The sequence below is a fragment of the Williamsia sp. 1135 genome, assembly GCF_002095395.1.
GTDB lineage: Bacteria > Actinomycetota > Actinomycetes > Mycobacteriales > Mycobacteriaceae > Williamsia.
Map to the genome: position 1 here is coordinate 143,134 of NZ_MJEI01000105.1, position 19,643 is coordinate 162,776.

Here is a 19,643-nt window from a genome sequence, read left to right on the forward strand (position 1 = left end):
AGGTCGGACATCGTCGGTGGTCTAGATCTTCCCTGCAGTTGACCGGGTAAAACGCAGCGGAATACAGTCACTGCGGACCAGGTGAACGGGAAATCCGGTGTGAATCCGGAACGGTCGCGCCACTGTGAGTTCCGTCGGGCTTCGCCTGGTGGGCGAGTCAGGGCTCCGGCACTTGGTGACAAACACACGCATGACGCGGGACGCGTAATCCCGCGAGAGGAGATACCAATGTCCAGTTCGTCAATGGCGCAGTCCCTTTCGGCAAAGCCGGCCCTGGCGATAGCGGTGCCCGACGTGTCCGCGATCAACGCCGCGCTGTGGCTGACCGCCACCACGCTGGTCGCTGCTCTCGCCTACTATTTCCTCGGTTTCGATCAAGGGGCGGTGTCCGTTTTCGGCAGTGACACCCACGTTCACGAGTACATTCACGACGCCCGCCACTTCCTCGGCTTCCCCTGCCACTGAGCCACCGAAGCCACTGAGGAACTGAATTCATGGAAAAGAAGTTCATTGGCGCCGGCCTGCTCTCAGGCCTGGTCGCCGGATTACTCGCGTTCGTTTTCGCTCGTATCTACATCGAACCGCTCGTGGAGCGGGCCATCGGCTACGAAGAGGGCCGCGGACATGCGGAACTCGAATTGGCTGGGGGCGACGCCGGTCATGAGCACGGCGAGGTCTTCAGCCGGGCCGTCCAGCAGAACTGGGGCGCCAGTACGGGCACGGTTGTCTTCGGCCTGATCATCGGTGCGTTCTTCGCGGTCGCGTTCACCGTTGTCTGGTCGTACGTCGGCCGTCGCTACCCGCTGGTCGATCCTCGCGTCGTCGCCGGGCTTCTCGCCGTCGGGGGATTCATGGCGGTGTACCTGATCCCGTTCAGTGCATACCCGGCCAATCCTCCCGCCGTCGGCAGCGACGACACCATCGGTGCGCGCAGCGGCGCTTACCTCACGATCCTGCTGCTGTCCGTGGCATTCCTCATCGCGGCGACCGTGCTGGCCTTCTGGCTCGCGCCGCGCATCGGTGGTCTGCTCTCGGCAGTCGCCGGTGTGGTTGCCTACTTCATCGCGGTCGGTATCAGTATCGCGCTGCTACCGAGCTTCGACGAGGTGCCCGGACCACTGCTGGACGGCAACACCATCGTGTTCCCGGGATTCCCGGCTGATGTCGTCGGCGATTTCCGGTACTACTCGATCGTCAACCAGGTGATTCTGTGGGGCGTCCTGGGGCTCGGATTCGCGTTGTCGCTCACCTGGATCGGCAAGCGCGCCGGCCGCGAGGCGGGCGTCGCAACACCTCAGAGAAGCGTTCGCTGAGACTACGACTGATCACCGCGGCCCGGACCGGGCCCAACGTGGCACTGCGGTTCGGTGCGCACGACGATCCACTCGACAAACGCGGTCGCGCCGATTGCGCGCGGCTGCGTTTGTCGTATCCGGACACGGTCCGCATCGCGCCGGATCGATCGGCGATCGAAACAGCCGCAGAGATCGGGGCGGACGGGGTCGTCGACAACGCGCTGAAAGCACTGGATCTGGGGCGATGGGAAGGCCTCACGCCGGACCAGGTCGATCCCATGGACCTCGGGGAGTGGTTCGGCGATCCCGGCGCGAATCCTCATGGCGGCGAGAGCATCACGGCATTTCTTGCGCGCCTGACCGACTGGCTCGACACCGCGTGGACAGTCGATGTCGGTGCGGTGGTCGGGTGCGGGACCGCGCAGGGCCTCGTCGCCGCGGCCACCGGGGTGAGCTTCTGGGGCGTCGAGGTGGCGCCTGCCGGGGTGGTCGATCTCGAACGCCGAGGTGGGCGATGGCGGCTGCAGTTGGGCTCGACCGATTTCTGAAACCTGTTCCTGAAAATGATTTCAGATTCTAGTATTGGCAGAAAGAACGATTGCTGACGCTAGGGGAAATTGCATGTTCGAGTGGTCCGAAGAAGACCTGATGGTGCGCGACGCGGTACGCGGGTTCATCGACAAAGAGATCCGTCCGCACATCGATGAGCTCGAGACCGGCGCGCTGCCGCCGTACGACATCGTCCGGAATCTGCTCAAGACCTTCGGTGTCGACGCCATGGCGACCGATTCCCTGGAGAAGGAGTTCGCCCACGACGAGGCCGTGGCCCGCGGCGAGGCCGAGCCCAAGAAGCCCTCGCCCGGGGCGGGTATGACATCGATGGGCTCGATCCTCAACATCGAACTGGCGGGCGTGAGCTTGGGCATCGTCGCCTCGATGGGCGTGAGTCTGGGGCTGACGCCCTCGACGATCCGGTCCAAGGGCACCTTGGCGCAGAAGAAGCGTTGGCTCCCGGACCTGGTCACCATGAACAAGGTGGGCGCCTGGGCCATCACTGAACCCGATTCGGGCTCAGATGCGCTGGGTGGCATGAAGACGACCGTCAAGCGAGACGGTGAGAACTACATCCTCAACGGGCAGAAGACCTTCATCACCAACGGGCCGTTCGCCGATACGATCGTCGTTTTCGCGAAGCTCGACGACGGTGATGCGAGTGTCGACCGGCGCCGTCGCAAGGTGCTCACGTTCGTGCTCGACAAGGGCATGGAGGGATTGGCGCAGGGCAAGCCGTTCAAGAAGATGGGCATCATGTCCTCGCCGACCGGAGAGCTCTTCTTCGACAACGTCAAACTCGACAAGGACCGTCTCCTCGGTGAGACGGAAGAGGTCGGTGCGAAGGGCGGCGGTGACGGCGCGAAAGCCGGATTCGTGCTCGAGCGCGTAGGCATCGCCTCGCTCTCGCTGGGCATCATCAACGAATGTCAGCGCTTGTGCGTCGACTACGCCAAGCAGCGCACGCTGTGGGGCAAGCCGATCTCCGAACTTCAGCTGATCCAGCTCAAGTTGGCGGAGATGGAGGTGGCCCGCTTCAACGTCCAGAACATGGTGTTCCACGCGCTCGAGCGGGCGCAGTCGGGCAAGCCTCTGGACCTCGCGGAGGCCTCGGCGATGAAGCTCTATTCCTCCCGGGCGGCCACCGATGTCGCCATGGAGGCGATCCAGTTGTTCGGCGGCAACGGGTACATGACCGAGTATCGGGTCGAGCAACTTGCCCGCGACGCGAAGTCGCTGATGATCTACGCCGGCAGCAACGAAATCCAGACCACCCACGTGGCCAAAGGCGTCCTGGCCAGGTAGTTTCCCGGCACAAATCCAGGCGAAGCAGGAAGACCCAGGAGCTGCAGCTGCTGGGTCTTCCTGCTTGTGCTGGGTCTTCACCGGCAACGCAGGACCAACTTACAAACAGACTGGACTGTTTCTAAGTTCTCCGCTAACCTCCTGAGTGTGGCGACCAACACAGCAACGACCCATGAGACGGATGGGGACAGAGCGCCGACCCGCACGCAGGCCGAGCGCACCGCGCAGATGCGTGCGCGCCTGCTCGATGCGGCCATCTCGTGCCTCATCGACAAGGGGTATTCCGGTACCAGCACGCAGGAGATCTCGCGGCGTGCCGGTGTGTCCCGGGGTGCACAACTCCATCACTTCCCGACGAAAGAGTCACTGGTGGTCGCGGCCGTCGAGCACCTTGTCGAGCAACGGTTGGCGGAATTGCTCGAAGCGCACGCGGCCGGACAACGAGCGAGCGTGGAGGTCTTCCTCGACGCGTTCTCGGGGCCCCTGTTCTACGCCGCACTCGAACTGTGGATTGCCGCTCGCACCGACCCTGCGCTGCATGCGGCGGTTCTGCCCCTCGAGGCGCGGGTCAACGAGGCGATCAACACCGGTGGTGCCGTGATCTTCGGCGACCGGATGACACCAGAAGCAATAGAGATCAGCGTCGAACTGGCGCGCGGACTCGCCGTCTCGGCGCTGTTCCGCAACGACAAGTCCGACCAGGAGCTACGCAAACGCCTGGTCCCGATATGGGAGGCCATGGTGACAACCAGATGACCACTATCAAGACCGACAAGGCGCCGCTCGCAGCGTTGCCCACGCACGTCGACACCCTGATCGTCGGTACCGGCTTTGCCGGTCTGGCTGCCGCGCACAGGATCTTGAAAGGTAACCGCAACGCCGACGTGATCCTCATCGAACGGGCAGGCGACGTCGGTGGCACCTGGCGCGACAACACCTACCCCGGTGCGGCCTGCGACGTGCCGAGCAACCTCTACTCGTTCTCGTTCGCGCCGAGTCCGGACTGGTCGAACAACTATGCGCGGCAACCGGAGATCTTCAGCTACCTGCGTTCGGTCGCCGACGACTTCGGGTTTCGCGAGCGCACACTGTTCGATTGCGAGCTGCTGGGCGGACGCTGGGATCCGCAGCTCGCGCGTTGGGTAGTGGAGACGTCGCGCGGAATGGTCTCCGCGAAGGTGCTCGTCGCCGCCACCGGAACGCTGTCGAATCCAAGCCTGCCGAATGTACCCGGCATCGGCGACTTCACCGGCACGATGTTCCACAGCGCCACCTGGGATCACAGTTTCGATCCGACCGGAAAGCGCATCGCCGTTGTCGGCACCGGCGCCTCGGCGATCCAGTTCGTCCCCGAATTAGCCGATCCCGCAGCACATCTGACGGTACTCCAGCGCACACCCGCATGGATCATCCCCAGGCTCGATCGCCCGGTCGGCAAGCTGGAGCGCGCTCTCTACCGAACATTGCCCCCTTCGCAGAAGATCGCTCGCGGAGGTCTGTACCTGTACCGCGAAGCGTATGTCGTCGCGTTGGCGAAGTTCACGTTCTTGCTTCCGTTGTTCAAGTTGCTGGCGACGACTCAGTTGCGTAAGCAAGTGAAAGACCCTGTGCTCCGCAAGAAGTTGACGCCGAAGTTCACCATCGGCTGCAAGCGGATGCTGCTCAGCAACACCTGGTTACCCACACTGGCGCGTCCGGACGTGAACCTCGTCGACCACGGGGTGTCCGCCGTGACCGCCGACGGTGTGGTCGACTCCTCGGGCGTCGAGCACAAGGTGGACGCGGTGATCTTCGGAACCGGTTTCACCGCCACGGAACCACCGGTCGCGAAGGTGCTCCACGGCACCGATGGACGCAGCCTCGCGGAGATCTGGGACGGTAGCCCCAACGCGTATCGCGGAACCACGGTCCACGGGTTTCCGAACCTCTTCCTGATGTACGGTCCGAACACCAACCTCGGACACAGCTCGATCGTGTACATGCTCGAGTCGCAGGCCAACTACATCAGCTCCGCTCTCGAACAGATGGCTGATCGGAACTTGGTCAGCATCAACGTGAATCAGCGTTCCCAGGACTTCTACAACTCGGCGATCGACGAGGGTCTCGACGGTACGGTCTGGAACTCCGGTGGTTGCTCGAGCTGGTACTTCGACAAGAACGGCAGAAACTCGGTGATGTGGCCGACGTTCACCTGGGGATTCCGGCAGTTGCTGCGCTCCGCCGATCTCGGTGACTACGAACTCGACAAGAACGACACACCCGGTGGTGCAGATCTGCCTGCGCGCCGGTCACAGGAAAGCGAGTCCGCATGAACGACTATGACGTGGTGATCGTCGGCTCGGGGTTCGGTGGATCGGTGGCCGCACTGCGACTGGCCGAGAAGGGTTACAAGGTCGCGGTACTGGAGGCGGGCCGCCGATTCGCAGATGACGAACTCCCGAAGACGAGTTGGCGGCTGCGTAAATACCTCTGGGCGCCCTGGATGGGTTGCTATGGTGTGCAACGGATACACCTGCTCCCCGATGTGCTGGTGATGGCCGGCGCGGGCGTCGGAGGCGGTTCCCTGAACTACGCCAACACGCTGTACAAGCCGCCCACCAGATTCTTCGAGGATCCGCAGTGGGGGCACATCACCGACTGGCAGGACGAACTCACGCCGTACTACGACCAGGCCCGGCGAATGCTCGGTGTGGTGGACAATCCAAGCGTGACACCGGCGGACAAGGTGATGCGTGCAGTCGCCGACGACATGGGGGTCGGCTCGACATTCACCACGACGCCGGTCGGGGTCCTGTTCGGCAATCCCGGTGAGCAGGTACCGGATCCGTTCTTCGGGGGAGCCGGACCGGAGCGTACCGCGTGTACCGAATGTGGATCGTGCATGACCGGATGCCGGGTGGGAGCAAAGAACACCCTGGTCAAGAACTACCTTCATCTGGCAGAAGAGGCCGGGGTCACGGTGCTGCCGCTGACGACGGTGACAGCGGTACGTCCCGCGGGCGACGATTATGAGATCGTCATCCGGCGCACGGGCGCGAAGGTTCGGCGCCGCGAGAAGAGCATCTTCGCGGGACAGGTCGTCTTCGCCGCAGGCACATACGGCACGCAGAAGCTGCTGCTCGCGATGAAGGAGACCGAACAACTCCCGCATCTGTCCGACCAGCTGGGTTCGGTGGTGCGCACCAATTCCGAGGCGGTCCTGGCCGCGACGGCTCGCGACCGCAAGACGGACTACACCGAAGGGGTGGCGATCACCTCGTCCTTCCATCCCGACGATCACACGCACATCGAACCGGTCCGATACGGCAAGGGCAGCAACGCCATCGGGCTGCTGCAGACCGTGTTGTCCGACGGTGGCGGCAAGGTTCCGCGCATCCTGAAGACCGCGGGTGTGGCACTACGCCATCCTGGAGCCTTCGCCCGGAGTCTGTCGGTACGGCACTGGTCGGAGAAGACCGTGATCGCCCTGGTGATGCAGACCGACGACAACTCTCTCGAACTGGGTTCCAAGCGCGGTATTTTCGGCAGGCAACTGACCAGCCGCGCGGGCGCAGGCGATCCACCACCGGAATGGATACCGCAGGGGCACGAGGCGATCCGGTTGCTGGCCGACAAGATCGGGGGAGACCCCGGTGGATCGATGGCGGAAATCGTGAACATCCCGATGACCGCACACTTCATCGGTGGCTGCGTGATCGGTGCTGATCCGGGCGAAGGCGTCGTCGATCCCTACCACCGGATGTTCGGTCATCCCGGGCTGCACGTGGTCGATGGGTCCGCGGTCAGTGCCAACCTCGGCGTGAACCCGTCTCTGACGATCACCGCGCAGGCTGAACGTGCCATCGCTTTCTGGCCCAACAAGGGTGAGATCGACGAACGTCCCGAACTGGGTACCGAGTACCAGCGGATCTCGCCGGTCCAGCCGGTGTCACCTGTTGTGCCCGAGCGTGCCCCGGGAGCCCTGCGGCTCCCTCTGTTCGTTCGAGATCGTGAGTCCGAATCCGTGAAGGGAGCCTGCTGATGTGGAGTGTGGCCGAGTCCGACATCGACCCCGGCGAGGTGCCGGTGAGCGCGCCGCCACCCTGGCCCGCGAATGTACGTGCCACCATCTGGTGGCACCGCAGCACCCAGGCCGCGAAAGACATCGGGGCCCAGTCCGCCGGGGACTCCGAGTCCACGATCGGTATCACGCTGGGTATGGTCGTCGACTACCTCGATTCACCGGTCGGCCCGTACCGGGAGATTCTCGCCAGCCCGGTGCTGCGGCGGCCCGGTGGCGGACTGGGTGCGCTTCCGCGGATCTCGGTACCGTTCATCGCCGTCGACTCTGCTGCCTCGGTGCACGGTGGCCGTGAGCACTGGCAACTGCCCAAAGTGATGGCCACGTTCACCGGTGACGTTCTCGCAGGCGCCGGCGCGAGCGGTCCGGAATGGGCAGTCCAGACGCAGTCCGACGGTCGCGGTCCCGCGTTTCCGATCAAGGGCGGGATCGGCTTCGCGCAGCCGGCTGCCGGTGGGCTGGCCATCGCGGGATCGAAACTCACCGGGAAGGCTCGATATGCCCGGGTGACGGTTCTCTCGGACGGCCCGACGTTGACATCCTGGCTCACAGCGGGCACTCACCACGGCCTGCAGATCGTCTCCGGGCGGATGGAAACCGGTCTGGGAACAACGATCTCGACGGAGTGACGCCTCGCCCGCACGGTCACCGGTTGATGGCGTGCCAGACCCTCGGTGGGTTCATCGGTAGCTCGTACACCCGTACGCCGATCGCGTTCCGGATGGCACTCTCGAGTGCAGGTGCTACCGGGTTGTAGGGTGACTCGCTCATCGACTTGGCACCCAGCGGTCCGATGGCATCGTAGGTGTCGGCAAAGTAGACCTCGGTGTCGGGGACGTCGGCGATCTGCGGGATGTGGTAATTGCGCAGTACCTGGGTGATGACGTGCCCGTTCTCCAGGATCATCTCTTCGTAGAGAGAACTGCCGATCGCCTGTGCCGCACCGCCTTCGACCTGGCCGCGGCACTGTTGAGGATTCATCACCACTCCGGCGTCCGCGGACTGCAGCGAATGCAGGATCCGCACTTCGCCGGTAGAGGTGTTCACCCCCACCCGGAACGCGTGCACATTGAACGCGGTCGACCGCGGGCTGCCGTCGTGCTTGCCTTCCGACGCCACCGGTCCGCCGTATGCCGCGGCGATTCCGGCCAGGTCGATGAAGTCCGAACCGGCCTGAACGCCCTGTGGTCCCAGTACGCACGCCGCCGGGTCCGCGTCGAGGGCGCGGGCTGCGACCTCGATCATGCTGGTGCGCAATCGATCGCACGCACAACGTAGGGCTTTGCCCGCGACGACGGTGCCGGCAGATCCGAACGCGCCGGTGTCGTAGCCGATCTCGTCGGTGTCTGCCTGCCGAATCGTGATCTGGCCCGGGGGGCACCCCAGTGCGGAGGCGGCGATCTGGGTCAGCACGGTGGTGGTCCCGTTGCCGAACTCGGCGGTACCCACCGCGGCGACGTACTCTCCGTCGGTGGTCAGGGTCATCGCGGCCTCGGCGAAGTGTCCTCGCGGAGGGATGGTGGCGATCATCGCAGCCGCCATACCTTCCCCGATCTCCCAATCAGGCAGTTGCTGGAGTTCGACGCCTCCACGTACCGGGTCGGTTCTACCCGCGAGCAGCGCTTGCTGGGCGAGATCGATGCATTGGTCGAGCCCATAGCTGCCGAACTCGAGATCTCCCTCCTCGATCTCCCAGGACACGAAATCATCGCCGGGTACAACGACATTGATTCTGCGCATCTCGAACGGGTCGATGCCCAGGCGCGCCGCCAGTTCATCGATCGCTCCCTCGATCCCGAAGGCCACCTGACCGAGTCCGTACCCACGGAAGGCGCCCGAGGGAATGTTGTTGGTGTACACCGCGCGTGCGTCGACATGTTTGTTCGGACTTCGATAGAGCGCAACGGATTCGCTACACCCGTGGAACATCACACCGCCGCTGTGGTTTCCGTAAGCCCCGGCATCGGAGAGCACCGACACCGACAGCGCCGTCAGCACGCCGTCCGCGCCCGCCGCGGCCGTGACGTCGACCCGCATCGGGTGACGACACGGTGCGATGGTGAACTGATCGGTCCTGGTGAACTCGTAGACCACCGGCCGGCCGGTCTTCAGCATCGCCAGCACGACCAGGTCTTCGGTGAGCAATTCCTGCTTTCCGCCGAATCCGCCGCCGACCCGTGCCGCGTACACCCGGACCTGATCTGGCGGCAGATCGAAGATGTGGCACAACTCGTCGCGGACGAGAAACGGCACCTGAGTGCTCGAGCGCACCACGATGCGACCCTTATCGTCGCGCCAGCCGACCGCGCCGTGGGTCTCGAGGTGCGTGTGCTGGACCCGTGCGGTCTGCCAGCTGCCGGAGACCACCGCACCGCCGGTGTCGCGCGCGAGCGCGACGCCGGCGTCGATGTCGCCCACCGTGCCGTCCAGTGCGGCGACCAGGTTTGTCCCGGGGTCGGCGATCCGTGCCTCGGGACCCTTGTCACCGTGTACGAGTGGTGTGCCCGGCTCGGTGGCAAGGGCGGGGTCGAAATTGGCCGGGAGCACCTCGTACTCGGTGGTGATCAGGGAACTCGCCCTGCGCGCGATGGTCATCGAGTCGGCGACCACTGCGGCGACCCGCTGACCCACGAAGCGCAGGGTGACATCGAAGACCCGTCCGTCGTCCGGGTCGTCGAGTCGGTTGTCGTGGCGGGCGGTCGAGAAGAGCACGCCGGGATCGTCGCGATGGGTCAGCACCGCACGCACCCCCGGAACCTGTTCCGCTGCAGTGGTGTCGATGGCGACGATGCGGGCGTGGGGGTGCGGGCTACCGATCACTGCGACGTGACCGAGATCCGTGGGCAGGCGATCCATCGTGTACGGCTCTGTGCCGGTCACGATGCGCGGCGCGGCGGGTGCCTGGACGGACTTGCCCACCGACACACCGGGGTCACCCGGTGCAACCTTCTCCGTGCCCACCACTTCGTCGAGTGCATCCCGGATGGAGCGGTAACCGGTGCAGCGGCACAGGTTCCCCTTGAGACTGTTCGGCAGGTCTGAAAGCTGATCCTCATCGAGGGCACTCGCGGTGACAACCATTCCGGCCGTGCAGAATCCGCATTGGAAGCCGGCAGCATCAACGAATCTCTGCTGCATCGGATGCAGGTTCTCCGGCGTCCCGAGGCCGGCCACAGTCGTGATATCGGCGTCCGCGACCCGGTGTGCGGGGACGATGCAGGAGTGTTGCGCCTTGCCATCGACGAGGACAGAACAGGCTCCGCAATCGCCCGCGTCGCAGCCCTTTTTGACATCGTCCTGGCCCTGTTCACGCAAGAACGTGCGTAGACATTGCCCGGGTGCCGGAACAGCGTCGACGAACTGACCGTTGATCTTCATGATCGACCGCCCTTCATGCATTCACTCGTGGCTCGGCCAATTCCATGACCACCGCTCTCGTCAGTACCCCGGTCACCTGCCGGCGCCAGCCGGCCTCGCCGTGCGGGTCGGAGTAGTAGGCGTCGGTGGGAATCGCCGAATAGACCTGCTCGAGCACCTTCGTGGGTTCTGTCGAGTCGGTCGCGATCACATAGGGGACATCTGTTGCGGCGGTGACCGACACGAGGATCCCGGTCGGTGTCGCTCGGCCGATCACCACGGCCCCTGACCGGCCGAGCGGCGACATCGCCATCTTGCGCAGGACCGTCCGCTGCCGTAGCGCCGCAGCGGGTAGCTGGATCGACCGCAGGACGTCTCCCGGCCGCAGAATGGTGTGAGCCATCCCGGTGACGAATTCGTTTGTCGAACAGCGTAGGTCGGTCCCATCGGCTTTCCAGATCAGCAGCTCGGCATCGAGCGCGGACGCCATGGAGATCATCGCTCCGGCCGGGAAACCGAGGCAGATGTTGCCGCCGACGGTGGCGCTCTGCCAGATCTTGAACGACGCGAGCAACGCCTGCGCGGCCTGCCGGAACACGCTGGAGGCAGCCCACTCCGCTGGATAGGTGGCCGCCACGAGCGAGGAGATGCTGCAGGTCGCAGCGATCTCGAGTCCGGCGTCGGTGATGGTCAGCTCGGGCCAGTCCATTCCGCTCAGGTCCACAATCCGGCGTAGATGCAGCTGCGGTTCGCTCATCAACCACGTTCCGCCCGCCATCAATCCGTCGGTCGCGCAAAGGTCGGCGAGATCTGCGCGGGTCCGCGGCATCGTGACCGAGTCGATGGTGTGCAGGTCCATCAGCCGGCCTTCGCGATCAGAGCCGAGTGCGCTGCTGCCACCCTCGCCGCGACCACCTCGGCATCGACGCGCGTCAGTCGACCTCCGCTGACGACGACCTCGCCGTTGACCCAGGACCGCTCGATAGGTGGTACATCACCCAAGACCAGCGCCGCCACCGGATCTGCGATTCCACTGTGGCCGAGACCGTCCAGACGCCAGAGCACCAGGTCGGCGAGCTTGCCGGGTTCAATGGATCCGAGGTTGCTGTAGCCCAGCACCTCGGCGCCGCCGAGCGTCGCCAGCTCGAGAGCGGTTCTCGTGGTCATCGCGGTCGGACCGCCGATCGCCCGCGCCATCATGACGGCCTGGTGCGCCTCTTCCACTAGTCGGCACGACTCGTTGGATGCCGAGCCGTCTACGCCGAGGCCGACCGGGACCCCCGCTGCGAGCAGATCCCCGGTACGAGCTATCCCGGCGCCGAGGCGGGCATTGGAGGTGGGGCAGTGCGCGATTGCGCTATGGGTTGCCGCAAGGGTGGCGATGGACCTGTCGTCGAAGTGCACACCATGCGCAAACCAGACATCGGGACCGACCCAGCCGACGCTCTCCATGTACTCGAGCGGAGTGCAACCGAAGTGCTCTGCCGTGTAGTCGGATTCGTCGACCGTCTCGGCGAGGTGCGTATGCAGTCGGACGTTGCGCTCCCGGGCGAGTTCAGCGGACGCGCGCAGCAGGTCGGCCGTCACGGAAAATGGGGAGCAGGGCGCGAGGGCGATCTTGATCATCGCGTCGGGGGACGGGTCGTGCCACCGCGAGATGGCGTCCGAACTCGCGGTCATGATCTGATCGATCGTCTCTACGACGCTGTCCGGTGGCAGGCCACCGTCCTTCTCGCTGAGGTCCATCGACCCGCGTGTCGGGTGAAACCGCACACCGACTGCCTGCGCGGCGAGGATCTCTGCCGCCAGCAGGTCACCGCCTTCCTTGGGAAAGACGTAGTGGTGGTCAGTGCTGGTGGTGCAACCCGATAGAGCGAGCCAACCGAGTGCGCCTGTGGCAGCGACATTCACGGCCTCCTCGTCGATGCCCGCCCAGATGGGGTAGAGGGTGGTCAACCACTGGAACAGGGTGTGATCGGCCGCCAGGCCACGGGTGATCCACTGGTACAGGTGGTGATGGGTGTTGATCAGCCCCGGGGTCAGGACGCATCCGGTGCCGTCGATCACCTCACCGGCGTCTCGGAGCTCATCGTCGACAGCGCCGTCGACCACCGCCGAGATCGTGTTGCCGACGATGACCACCGATCCGCCGCGCAGCTCACGTCGCCCCGCATCCATCGTCACGATGAAGGCGTTCTCGATGATTGTGCTCATGGCGCCACCGTACGACGACGGAGTTACAGAAAAATGACAACTGGCCACGGCGGACCACCTCGGAGTCCTACCATTTGCGAGTCGGGCAATTCGGGTACAGGCTAGCTGGAATCTGTTCCAGGCAATGGAAGGATCCGAAATGACGCAAGCGACAGTCAATCCGCCACCCAAGGCCGAACCCGAACTCAAGCGGGTGATGGGTCCACGCCTGCTCCTGCTGTTCATCGTCGGTGACATCCTCGGCGCCGGTGTGTACGCCGTGACCGGCCAGATGATCGACAACGTCGGTGGCATGGCGTGGTTGCCGTTCATCCTCGCCTTCGCTGTAGCGACGTTGACGGCCTTCTCCTACCTGGAACTGGTGACCAAGTTCCCCCAGTGCGCAGGTGCAGCCCTCTATACGCAGAAGGCTTTCGGCATTCACTTCGTCACGTTCCTGGTGGCGTTCGCCGTGGTGTGTTCGGGCATCACGAGCGCCTCCACGTCATCGAATGTCGTTGCGGGCAACCTCCTCGAGGGCCTGCACGAATCATTCAGCGACGCCGACGGGCTCGGCTGGTTCAACGTTCCGACCGGCACCGGCGCGCAACTGTTCGTGGCTTTGGCGTTCATGGTCTTCCTGGCCGTGATCAATCTGCGCGGGGTCGGGGAATCGGTCCGCTTCAACGTGGTTCTCACCCTCGTCGAGATGCTCGCGCTCATGATCGTGATCGTGATCGGCTTCGTGGCTGCCGGTCGCGGCACCGGTGAAGGCGACATCGGAAACCTCGTGGTCTTCGAGGACGCCAACGACAAGGGCTGGTTTCTGGCAACCACCATCGCGACCACCATTGCCTTCTTCGCCATGGTCGGGTTCGAAGACTCGGTGAACATGGTCGAGGAGGTGAAGGAACCGCAGAAGATCTTTCCCAAGACGATGCTGACCGGTCTGGGCGCTGCCTGCCTGATCTACGTTCTCGTCGTCGTCGCGGTGATCGCGGTGCTGCCCCTGGACTACGACTCGGGCGACGAAGGCATCCTCTTGCACGTGGTGCGGATCGGTGCACCCTCGGTCCCGATCGATGAGATCTTCCCGTACCTGACCGTGTTCGCCGTTGCGAACACGGCCCTGATCAACATGCTGATGGCCAGCCGGCTGATCTACGGAATGTCCAAACAACGGGTCCTGCCGAGGTCCCTCGGCAAGGTCTTGCCGAATCGCCGTTCGCCGTGGACCGCGATCATCTTCACGACGGTCCTCTCGTTCGCGCTCATCATCGTCGTGAACCAGTTGTCCGACAACGACGTCGTTGCGGCGCTGTCGGGTACCACAGGCTTGCTGCTGCTGTGTGTGTTCGCGGTCGTCAATGTGGCGTGCCTGGTCCTCAAGCGGGGCCAGGACAAGACGTTCTTCCGGGCCCCGGTCTGGATTCCGGTGCTCGGCGCGGTGCTCTGTCTGTTCCTCGCCGGTCCCTGGGCCCGCACCGACACCCAGATGATCCAGTACAAGATCGCGGGAGTCATGCTGCTGCTGGGCGTGGTCCTGTGGGGCGTGACGTACGTGGTCAACCGGATGGAAGACCGGGGGACCGGCTTCGAGGACGCTGCAGCACTCGAGAACGACGACACCCCGGCGAGGTGAGCCGAGCCCCGGGTATCTGATCAGCGGATGGTCGCCGGGTACGGCAGGTCGCTGCTCTGGCGTTCGTCGACCAGCACCGGTCGGTCGAGCTGAGGGAATGCGCGCTGTGGACACGATGGACGATCGCACACCTTGCAACCGGCCCCGATCGGCACGGTGATGGTGGGGTCGTCGATCGCGATACCCGTGGAGTAGACCAGCCTGTCGGCGTAGGCGATGTCGCAACCGAGGGCGACGACGAACATCTTCTCTGGCGCCAGGTAGCCCGCAGACGCCGATCGCACTGTCCGCGCAATCCAGAGATAGGTCCTGCCGTCGGGCATCTGGGCCACCTGTGTCAGCACCTTGTCCGGCTGCGCGAAAGCTTCGTGCGCGACCCACAACGGACAACTGCCGCCCACCCGTGAGAAGTGAAATGCTGTGGCCGACTGCCGCTTCGAGATGTTCCCGGCACGGTCGATCCGGACGAAGATGAAGGGAACGCCGCGCTGACGTTGACGCTGCAGGGTGGAGAGCCTGTGGCAGACCGTCTCGAATCCGACCTGGAAGCGCAGTGCCAGTCTGTCGACGTCGTAGCGCTCCGTCTCGGCCGCCGACCGGAACTTCTCGTAGGGCAGCAACAGGGCGCCGGCGAAGTAGTTGGCGAGCCCGATCCTGGCCACCGGCTGCGATTGTTCGCTGAGCGTGTTGTCGTGCGCCAGGATCGAGTCGATGCGGTCGGCATGCTCCAGAAACGCCAATTGGGTGGCCATCTGGAATGCGCGCTGCCCGGCATCGAGTCGTCGCGCGATGCGCAACACCTGTGTTTCCGAGTCGAACACCCTTTTACGAGAGCCGATCTCGCCGTCGTCGTTGTCGATGACGACCCGCACGTCGTGTTCGCGAAGGAGGAGATCCGCCAGTTGGGAGTCCAGTTCGCCGACTCGCAACCCCTGGGCCTCGAATGTCCTCTCGGCGGCCCGGTCCAGTTCGGGTATGTGATTGCGACGGTCGTAGAAGAAGTCGCGGACCTCTTCGAAGGGCATGGCCGGGAACACGACTCCCGAGTTCTCCGTCTGGTCGGGTGCCGCCCCCGCCTGGTAGGTCTCGAGCTCGGTCTGGGCCGCGTGGAGTCGGCGATGCAGGCCGATCAATGTGCGTCCGACTGTGGGCATTCGCGCGACCAGTTCGTCGAGTTCGGCCTGTCCGATGTCGGCGGCCTCGGAGTATTCACCGAGGACCTCCCCGAGGTCGGCGATCAATCGGGCGTCGGTGTCAGCGGAGAAAAAGTGTGCCAGCAGGTCGTAGGTGTCGGTGAGCCGGAGCAACACCGCGACGGTCAGCGGCCGCTGGTCGTTCTCGAGTTGATTGACGTAACTGGTCGACAACCCGAGTCCCTGTGCCAGCGCCGCCTGGGTCAATGCTCGCTCTTCGCGCAGACGACGCAACTTGGTGCCGACAAACATCTTGGCCACGGCCATCACAGTAGCGGGTCGGTGTTTGCAAAGTTCGCAAAAGCGTTGCTCGAAATACGCAAAAATACGCCTCAGCAAGGCCTTTTGTGGCGGTAGAGGCTCTGCGTACTGTGCGAATCATGATCAAACACATCGTTCGGACCCGTCGTAGCACCGACGAGTTCCCGCGCTCTGAGCACCTGGCGCAGAAGATCGCCGAGGTTGCCGCAGATCCGGTCGCGGTCCCGGAAGAGACGGCCGAGATGGTGCGCAATCGCATCATCGACAACGCAGCGGTCAGTGCAGCATCGGTGGTCCGCCGTCCGGTGACGGTCGCCCGTGCGCAGGCGCTCGCGCACCCGGTCAGCTCTGGTGGCGCCGGTGTGTTCGGTGTTGCCGGCGGCTGTTCGCCGGAGTGGGCCGCGTGGGCGAACGGTGTTGCGGTACGTGAACTCGACTACCACGACACCTTCCTCGCAGCCGAGTACTCGCATCCCGGAGACAACATCCCCGCATTGGTCGCGGTCGGACAGCATCTCGGCGTCAGCGGCGCCGACCTCATCCGTGGTCTGGCCACCGCCTACGAGATCCAGATCGACCTCGTGCGCGGAATCTCCCTGCACAAGCACAAGATCGACCACGTCGCGCACCTCGGAGCCTCGGCCGCGGCCGGTCTCGGCACCATGCTGCGTCTGGACGAGGAGTCGATCTACCAAGCTGTTGGTCAGGCCGTGCACCTGACCACCGCGACCCGGCAATCACGCAAGGGCGCAATCTCCAGCTGGAAGGCCTTTGCTCCCGCTCATGCGGGCAAGATCGCCGTCGAAGCCGTTGACCGCACCATGCGCGGTGAAGGGGCCCCGTCGCCGATCTGGGAAGGGGAAGACGGTGTGATCGCCTGGCTGCTCGACGGACCAGACGGCGCGTACGAGGTTCCGCTGCCCGAGGCCGGCGAGGCGAAACGGGCGATCCTCGACAGCTACACCAAGGAACATTCGGCCGAGTACCAGAGCCAGGCTCCCATCGATCTGGCCCCGGCGGCTCCGTGATCGCGTCGGTGACACCACCCAGATCGAATCCATCGTGCTGCACACCAGCAATCACACCCACGTCGTCATCGGTACCGGCTCGAATGATCCGCAGAAGTTCGACCCCAAGGCTTCTCGTGAGACCCTCGACCACTCGGTGATGTACATCTTCGCGGTCGCTCTGCAGGACGGCGTCTGGCATCACGAGACCTCCTACGCCCCCGAGCGTGCCTGCCGGCCCGACACCGTTGAACTCCGGAACAAGATCTCCACGGTCGAGGATGTCGAATGGACTGCGTGCTATCACGATCCGGATCCGGAGAAGCGGGCGTTCGGTGCCCGTGCGGTGGTCACGTTGACGAACGGTGAGGTCATCACCGATGAACTCGCAGTGGCCGACGCGCATCCGCAGGGTGCCCGACCATTCGCCCGCAAGCAGTACGAGGGCAAGGTCACCGACTTGGCAGCGCATGTCATCGACTCCGCGGAGCGGGATCGGTTCCTTGCCGCCGTCGCGGGCGTCGCCGAACTGCCCGCGGGCAAGCTCGGCGAACTCAATGTCCTGGTGCGTCCGGAGGTGCTGGCGACGGCTCCGGTCATCCCGAACGGGATCTTCTGATGGCGGGCCATTTGAGCAGTTCGAGCGCGGGCCATCTCCTCGGCTCCACTGTGAGCGCCACGGATCGTCGGATCGCTCTGCGTCGCGGCCTGAGCAGTGGCTCGATCGTGCGTATGCCGGGTGCGTTCTCGCCCCTGGTGGCCAAGCTGGTCGCGGACGTCGGCTTCGAGGGTGTGTACGTCTCCGGAGCTGCTCTCTCTGCCGACCTCGGTCTGCCGGACATCGGTCTGACCACCCTGACAGAGGTCACCGACCGCGGCAGGCAGATCGCAGCCGCGACCGATCTGCCGACCTTGATCGACGCCGATACCGGATTTGGTGAGCCGATGAGCGCTGCTCGCAGCATCACGATGCTCGAGGACGCAGGCCTGGCAGGCTGCCACCTCGAAGATCAAGTCAACCCGAAGCGCTGCGGACACCTCGACGGAAAAGCTGTGGTCCCCGCAGAACAGATGCTGGGTCGGGTGAAAGCGGCTGTCTCGGCGCGGCGGGATGAGAACTTCGTCATCTGCGCCCGTACGGATGCCCGCGCCATCGAGGGGTTGGACGCGGCCATCGAGCGTGCGAAGTCCTATGCCGACGCAGGTGCTGATCTGATCTTTGCCGAGGCGCTCACCGCTCCCGACGAGTTCGAGGCATTCCGTGAGGCCGTGGACGTCCCGCTGCTGGCGAACATGACCGAGTTCGGCAAGAGCACGCTGCTCTCCGCCAAACAACTCGAGGATCTCGGTTTCAACGCCGTGATCTACCCGGTGACAACGCTGCGGCTGGCGATGTTCGCCATCGAGCAGGGACTGCGCGAGATCGATTCCGCGGGAACGCAATCGGGGATCCTCGACACCATGCAACACCGCAGCAGGCTGTACGAGCTCCTTCGCTACCCCGACTACAACGAGTTCGACCAGAACATCTTCGATTTCACGATCCCGGGAGGATCCCGATGAGCACACCCACGATTCACAAGGGGTTGGCCGGTGTGGTGGTCGACACCACGGCGATTTCCAAAGTGGTGCAGGAGACCAACTCGCTGACCTACCGCGGATACCCGGTGCAGGACCTCGCCGCGCGCTGCAGCTTCGAAGAGGTCGCATATCTGCTGTGGCATGGCGAGCTCCCGAACGACAGCCAGCTGGAAATGTTCACCGAGCGCGAGCGGTCCTATCGACGTGCCGACCGCTCGTTGCTGAGTCTGCTGAACCGGATCCCTGACAACTGCCACCCGATGGACGTCGTGCGTACGGCGATCAGCTTCCTCGGCGCCGAGGACCCGGAAGAGGACAACGCCGCGCAGAACCTCGACAAGTCGCTGCGCATGATGGCGGTGCTCCCGACGATCGTCGCGGCCGACATGCGGCGCAGGCGGGGGTTCGATCAGATCCCGCCCGACGTGCACCTCGGCTACAGCGAGAACTTCCTCAACATGTGTTTCGGTGAGGTGCCTGATCCCGTCATCGTCCGCGCCTTCGAGAAGTCGATGGTCCTCTACGCAGAGCACGGATTCAATGCCTCGACCTTCGCCGCCCGCGTCGTCACCTCGACCCGGTCGGATATCTACAGCGCGGTCACGGCGGCCATCGGGGCACTCAAGGGGTCTTTGCACGGTGGTGCGAACGAGGCCGTCATGCATGACCTGATCGAGATCGACAGGCCGGAGCGGGCGCGAGAATGGCTGGAGACCAAGCTCGCGAACAACGAGAAGATCATGGGCTTCGGCCATCGTGTCTACAAGCACGGCGACTCGCGCGTTCCCACCATGAAGGCGGCTCTTGCCGACGTCGCCAGTGCGACTACAACATCCGACGGAGGCCGTTGGCTGGCCATCTCGGATGAGTTGGAACAGCTCATGGTGGCCGCGACCGGTATCAAACCGAACCTGGACTTCCCGACCGGCCCGGCATATCACCTGATGGGTTTCGCGATCGAGTCGTTCACCCCGATCTTCGTGATGAGCCGCATCACGGGGTGGACCGCACACATCATCGAGCAGGAAGGAGCCAATGCGCTGATCCGCCCACTGAGCGACTACAGCGGCCCCGTGCAACGCACACTCAGTGCCTGACCCTCTGTGAGTTCTACGTCCGGTCGTAGAGTTGTCAGGCCGTGCAGGGAACCAGCGGAGACGACCTCGACCGCCTGAGGTTGTGGTCGCAATCTGCGAT

General features: G+C 64.4%; 15 protein-coding genes, 1 pseudogene and 1 riboswitch. Of the genes and pseudogenes, 12 read left to right on the forward strand and 4 right to left on the reverse strand.

Translation table 11 applies throughout. The features are described from left to right. Positions 1-47: 47 nt before the first annotated feature. Positions 48-189, forward strand: a riboswitch (cobalamin riboswitch). Positions 190-228: 39 nt separating this feature from the next. The 8 genes from BFL43_RS23915 (at position 229) to BFL43_RS23950 (ending at position 7,841) form a co-directional block, all read left to right on the forward strand. Next, positions 229-465, forward strand: a complete 237-nt coding sequence (locus BFL43_RS23915) for a CbtB-domain containing protein (RefSeq protein ID WP_240498445.1) — start codon at positions 229-231, stop codon at positions 463-465. Positions 466-494: 29 nt separating this feature from the next. Continuing rightward, positions 495-1,313 (forward strand): CbtA family protein, encoded by an 819-nt coding sequence (locus BFL43_RS23920; RefSeq protein ID WP_084895454.1) that lies wholly within the window; start codon positions 495-497, stop codon positions 1,311-1,313. Positions 1,314-1,351: 38 nt separating this feature from the next. Continuing rightward, a complete protein-coding gene (locus BFL43_RS23925; protein WP_168176711.1) occupies positions 1,352-1,843 on the forward strand; it encodes a histidine phosphatase family protein in 492 nt (163 codons plus the stop codon). A gap of 73 nt (positions 1,844-1,916) precedes the next feature. Further along, positions 1,917-3,152: an acyl-CoA dehydrogenase family protein gene (locus tag BFL43_RS23930; protein WP_084895458.1), complete on the forward strand. Its 1,236-nt coding sequence runs from the start codon at positions 1,917-1,919 to the stop codon at positions 3,150-3,152. 228 nt (positions 3,153-3,380) lie between these two features. Continuing rightward, on the forward strand, positions 3,381-3,908 hold the full coding sequence (locus tag BFL43_RS23935) for a TetR/AcrR family transcriptional regulator (protein ID WP_084895708.1): 528 nt from the start codon (positions 3,381-3,383) through the stop codon (positions 3,906-3,908). Then, positions 3,905-5,464, forward strand: a complete 1,560-nt coding sequence (locus BFL43_RS23940; protein WP_084895710.1) for an NAD(P)/FAD-dependent oxidoreductase — start codon at positions 3,905-3,907, stop codon at positions 5,462-5,464. Before BFL43_RS23935 ends, BFL43_RS23940 begins: the two co-directional genes overlap by 4 nt. Then, positions 5,461-7,173: a GMC family oxidoreductase gene (locus BFL43_RS23945; protein WP_084895460.1), complete on the forward strand. Its 1,713-nt coding sequence runs from the start codon at positions 5,461-5,463 to the stop codon at positions 7,171-7,173. The genes BFL43_RS23940 and BFL43_RS23945 overlap by 4 nt, the downstream gene beginning before the upstream one ends. After that, a complete protein-coding gene (locus BFL43_RS23950; protein ID WP_084895462.1) occupies positions 7,173-7,841 on the forward strand; it encodes a hypothetical protein in 669 nt (222 codons plus the stop codon). Before BFL43_RS23945 ends, BFL43_RS23950 begins: the two co-directional genes overlap by 1 nt. Positions 7,842-7,857: 16 nt before the next feature. Here BFL43_RS23950 and BFL43_RS23955 read toward each other — a convergent pair whose 3' ends face one another. The 3 genes from BFL43_RS23955 to BFL43_RS23965 are packed head-to-tail and all read right to left on the reverse strand — an operon-like array spanning position 7,858 to position 12,783. Further along, positions 7,858-10,590, reverse strand: a complete 2,733-nt coding sequence (locus BFL43_RS23955) for a molybdopterin cofactor-binding domain-containing protein (protein WP_084895464.1) — start codon at positions 10,588-10,590, stop codon at positions 7,858-7,860. A gap of 13 nt (positions 10,591-10,603) precedes the next feature. Beyond that, positions 10,604-11,428 (reverse strand): FAD binding domain-containing protein, encoded by an 825-nt coding sequence (locus BFL43_RS23960; RefSeq protein ID WP_084895466.1) that lies wholly within the window; start codon positions 11,426-11,428, stop codon positions 10,604-10,606. Beyond that, the gene (locus tag BFL43_RS23965) at positions 11,428-12,783 is read right to left on the reverse strand and encodes an 8-oxoguanine deaminase (protein WP_084895468.1); all 1,356 of its coding nucleotides are present in this window, start codon (positions 12,781-12,783) and stop codon (positions 11,428-11,430) included. The genes BFL43_RS23960 and BFL43_RS23965 overlap by 1 nt, the downstream gene beginning before the upstream one ends. A gap of 139 nt (positions 12,784-12,922) precedes the next feature. Here BFL43_RS23965 and BFL43_RS23970 point away from each other — a divergent pair, with 139 nt between their 5' ends. Next, positions 12,923-14,404, forward strand: coding sequence for an APC family permease (locus BFL43_RS23970; RefSeq protein ID WP_084895712.1), 1,482 nt, complete (start codon positions 12,923-12,925; stop codon positions 14,402-14,404). 20 nt (positions 14,405-14,424) lie between these two features. Here the strand turns inward: BFL43_RS23970 and BFL43_RS23975 are convergent, their stop codons facing one another. Next, a complete protein-coding gene (locus tag BFL43_RS23975; RefSeq protein WP_206186742.1) occupies positions 14,425-15,864 on the reverse strand; it encodes a short-chain fatty acyl-CoA regulator family protein in 1,440 nt (479 codons plus the stop codon). 113 nt (positions 15,865-15,977) lie between these two features. On the opposite strand from BFL43_RS23975, the pseudogene BFL43_RS23980 reads away from it, so the two are divergent. The 3 genes and pseudogenes from BFL43_RS23980 (at position 15,978) to BFL43_RS23990 (ending at position 19,543) form a co-directional block, all read left to right on the forward strand. Beyond that, positions 15,978-17,484 (forward strand): annotated as a pseudogene (locus tag BFL43_RS23980) (MmgE/PrpD family protein). An 11-nt stretch (positions 17,485-17,495) separates the two neighbouring features. Then, positions 17,496-18,428: a methylisocitrate lyase gene (prpB, locus tag BFL43_RS23985; protein ID WP_084895716.1), complete on the forward strand. Its 933-nt coding sequence runs from the start codon at positions 17,496-17,498 to the stop codon at positions 18,426-18,428. After that, positions 18,419-19,543 (forward strand): bifunctional 2-methylcitrate synthase/citrate synthase, encoded by a 1,125-nt coding sequence (locus BFL43_RS23990; RefSeq protein WP_084895470.1) that lies wholly within the window; start codon positions 18,419-18,421, stop codon positions 19,541-19,543. Before prpB ends, BFL43_RS23990 begins: the two co-directional genes overlap by 10 nt. Positions 19,544-19,643 lie beyond the last annotated feature (100 nt).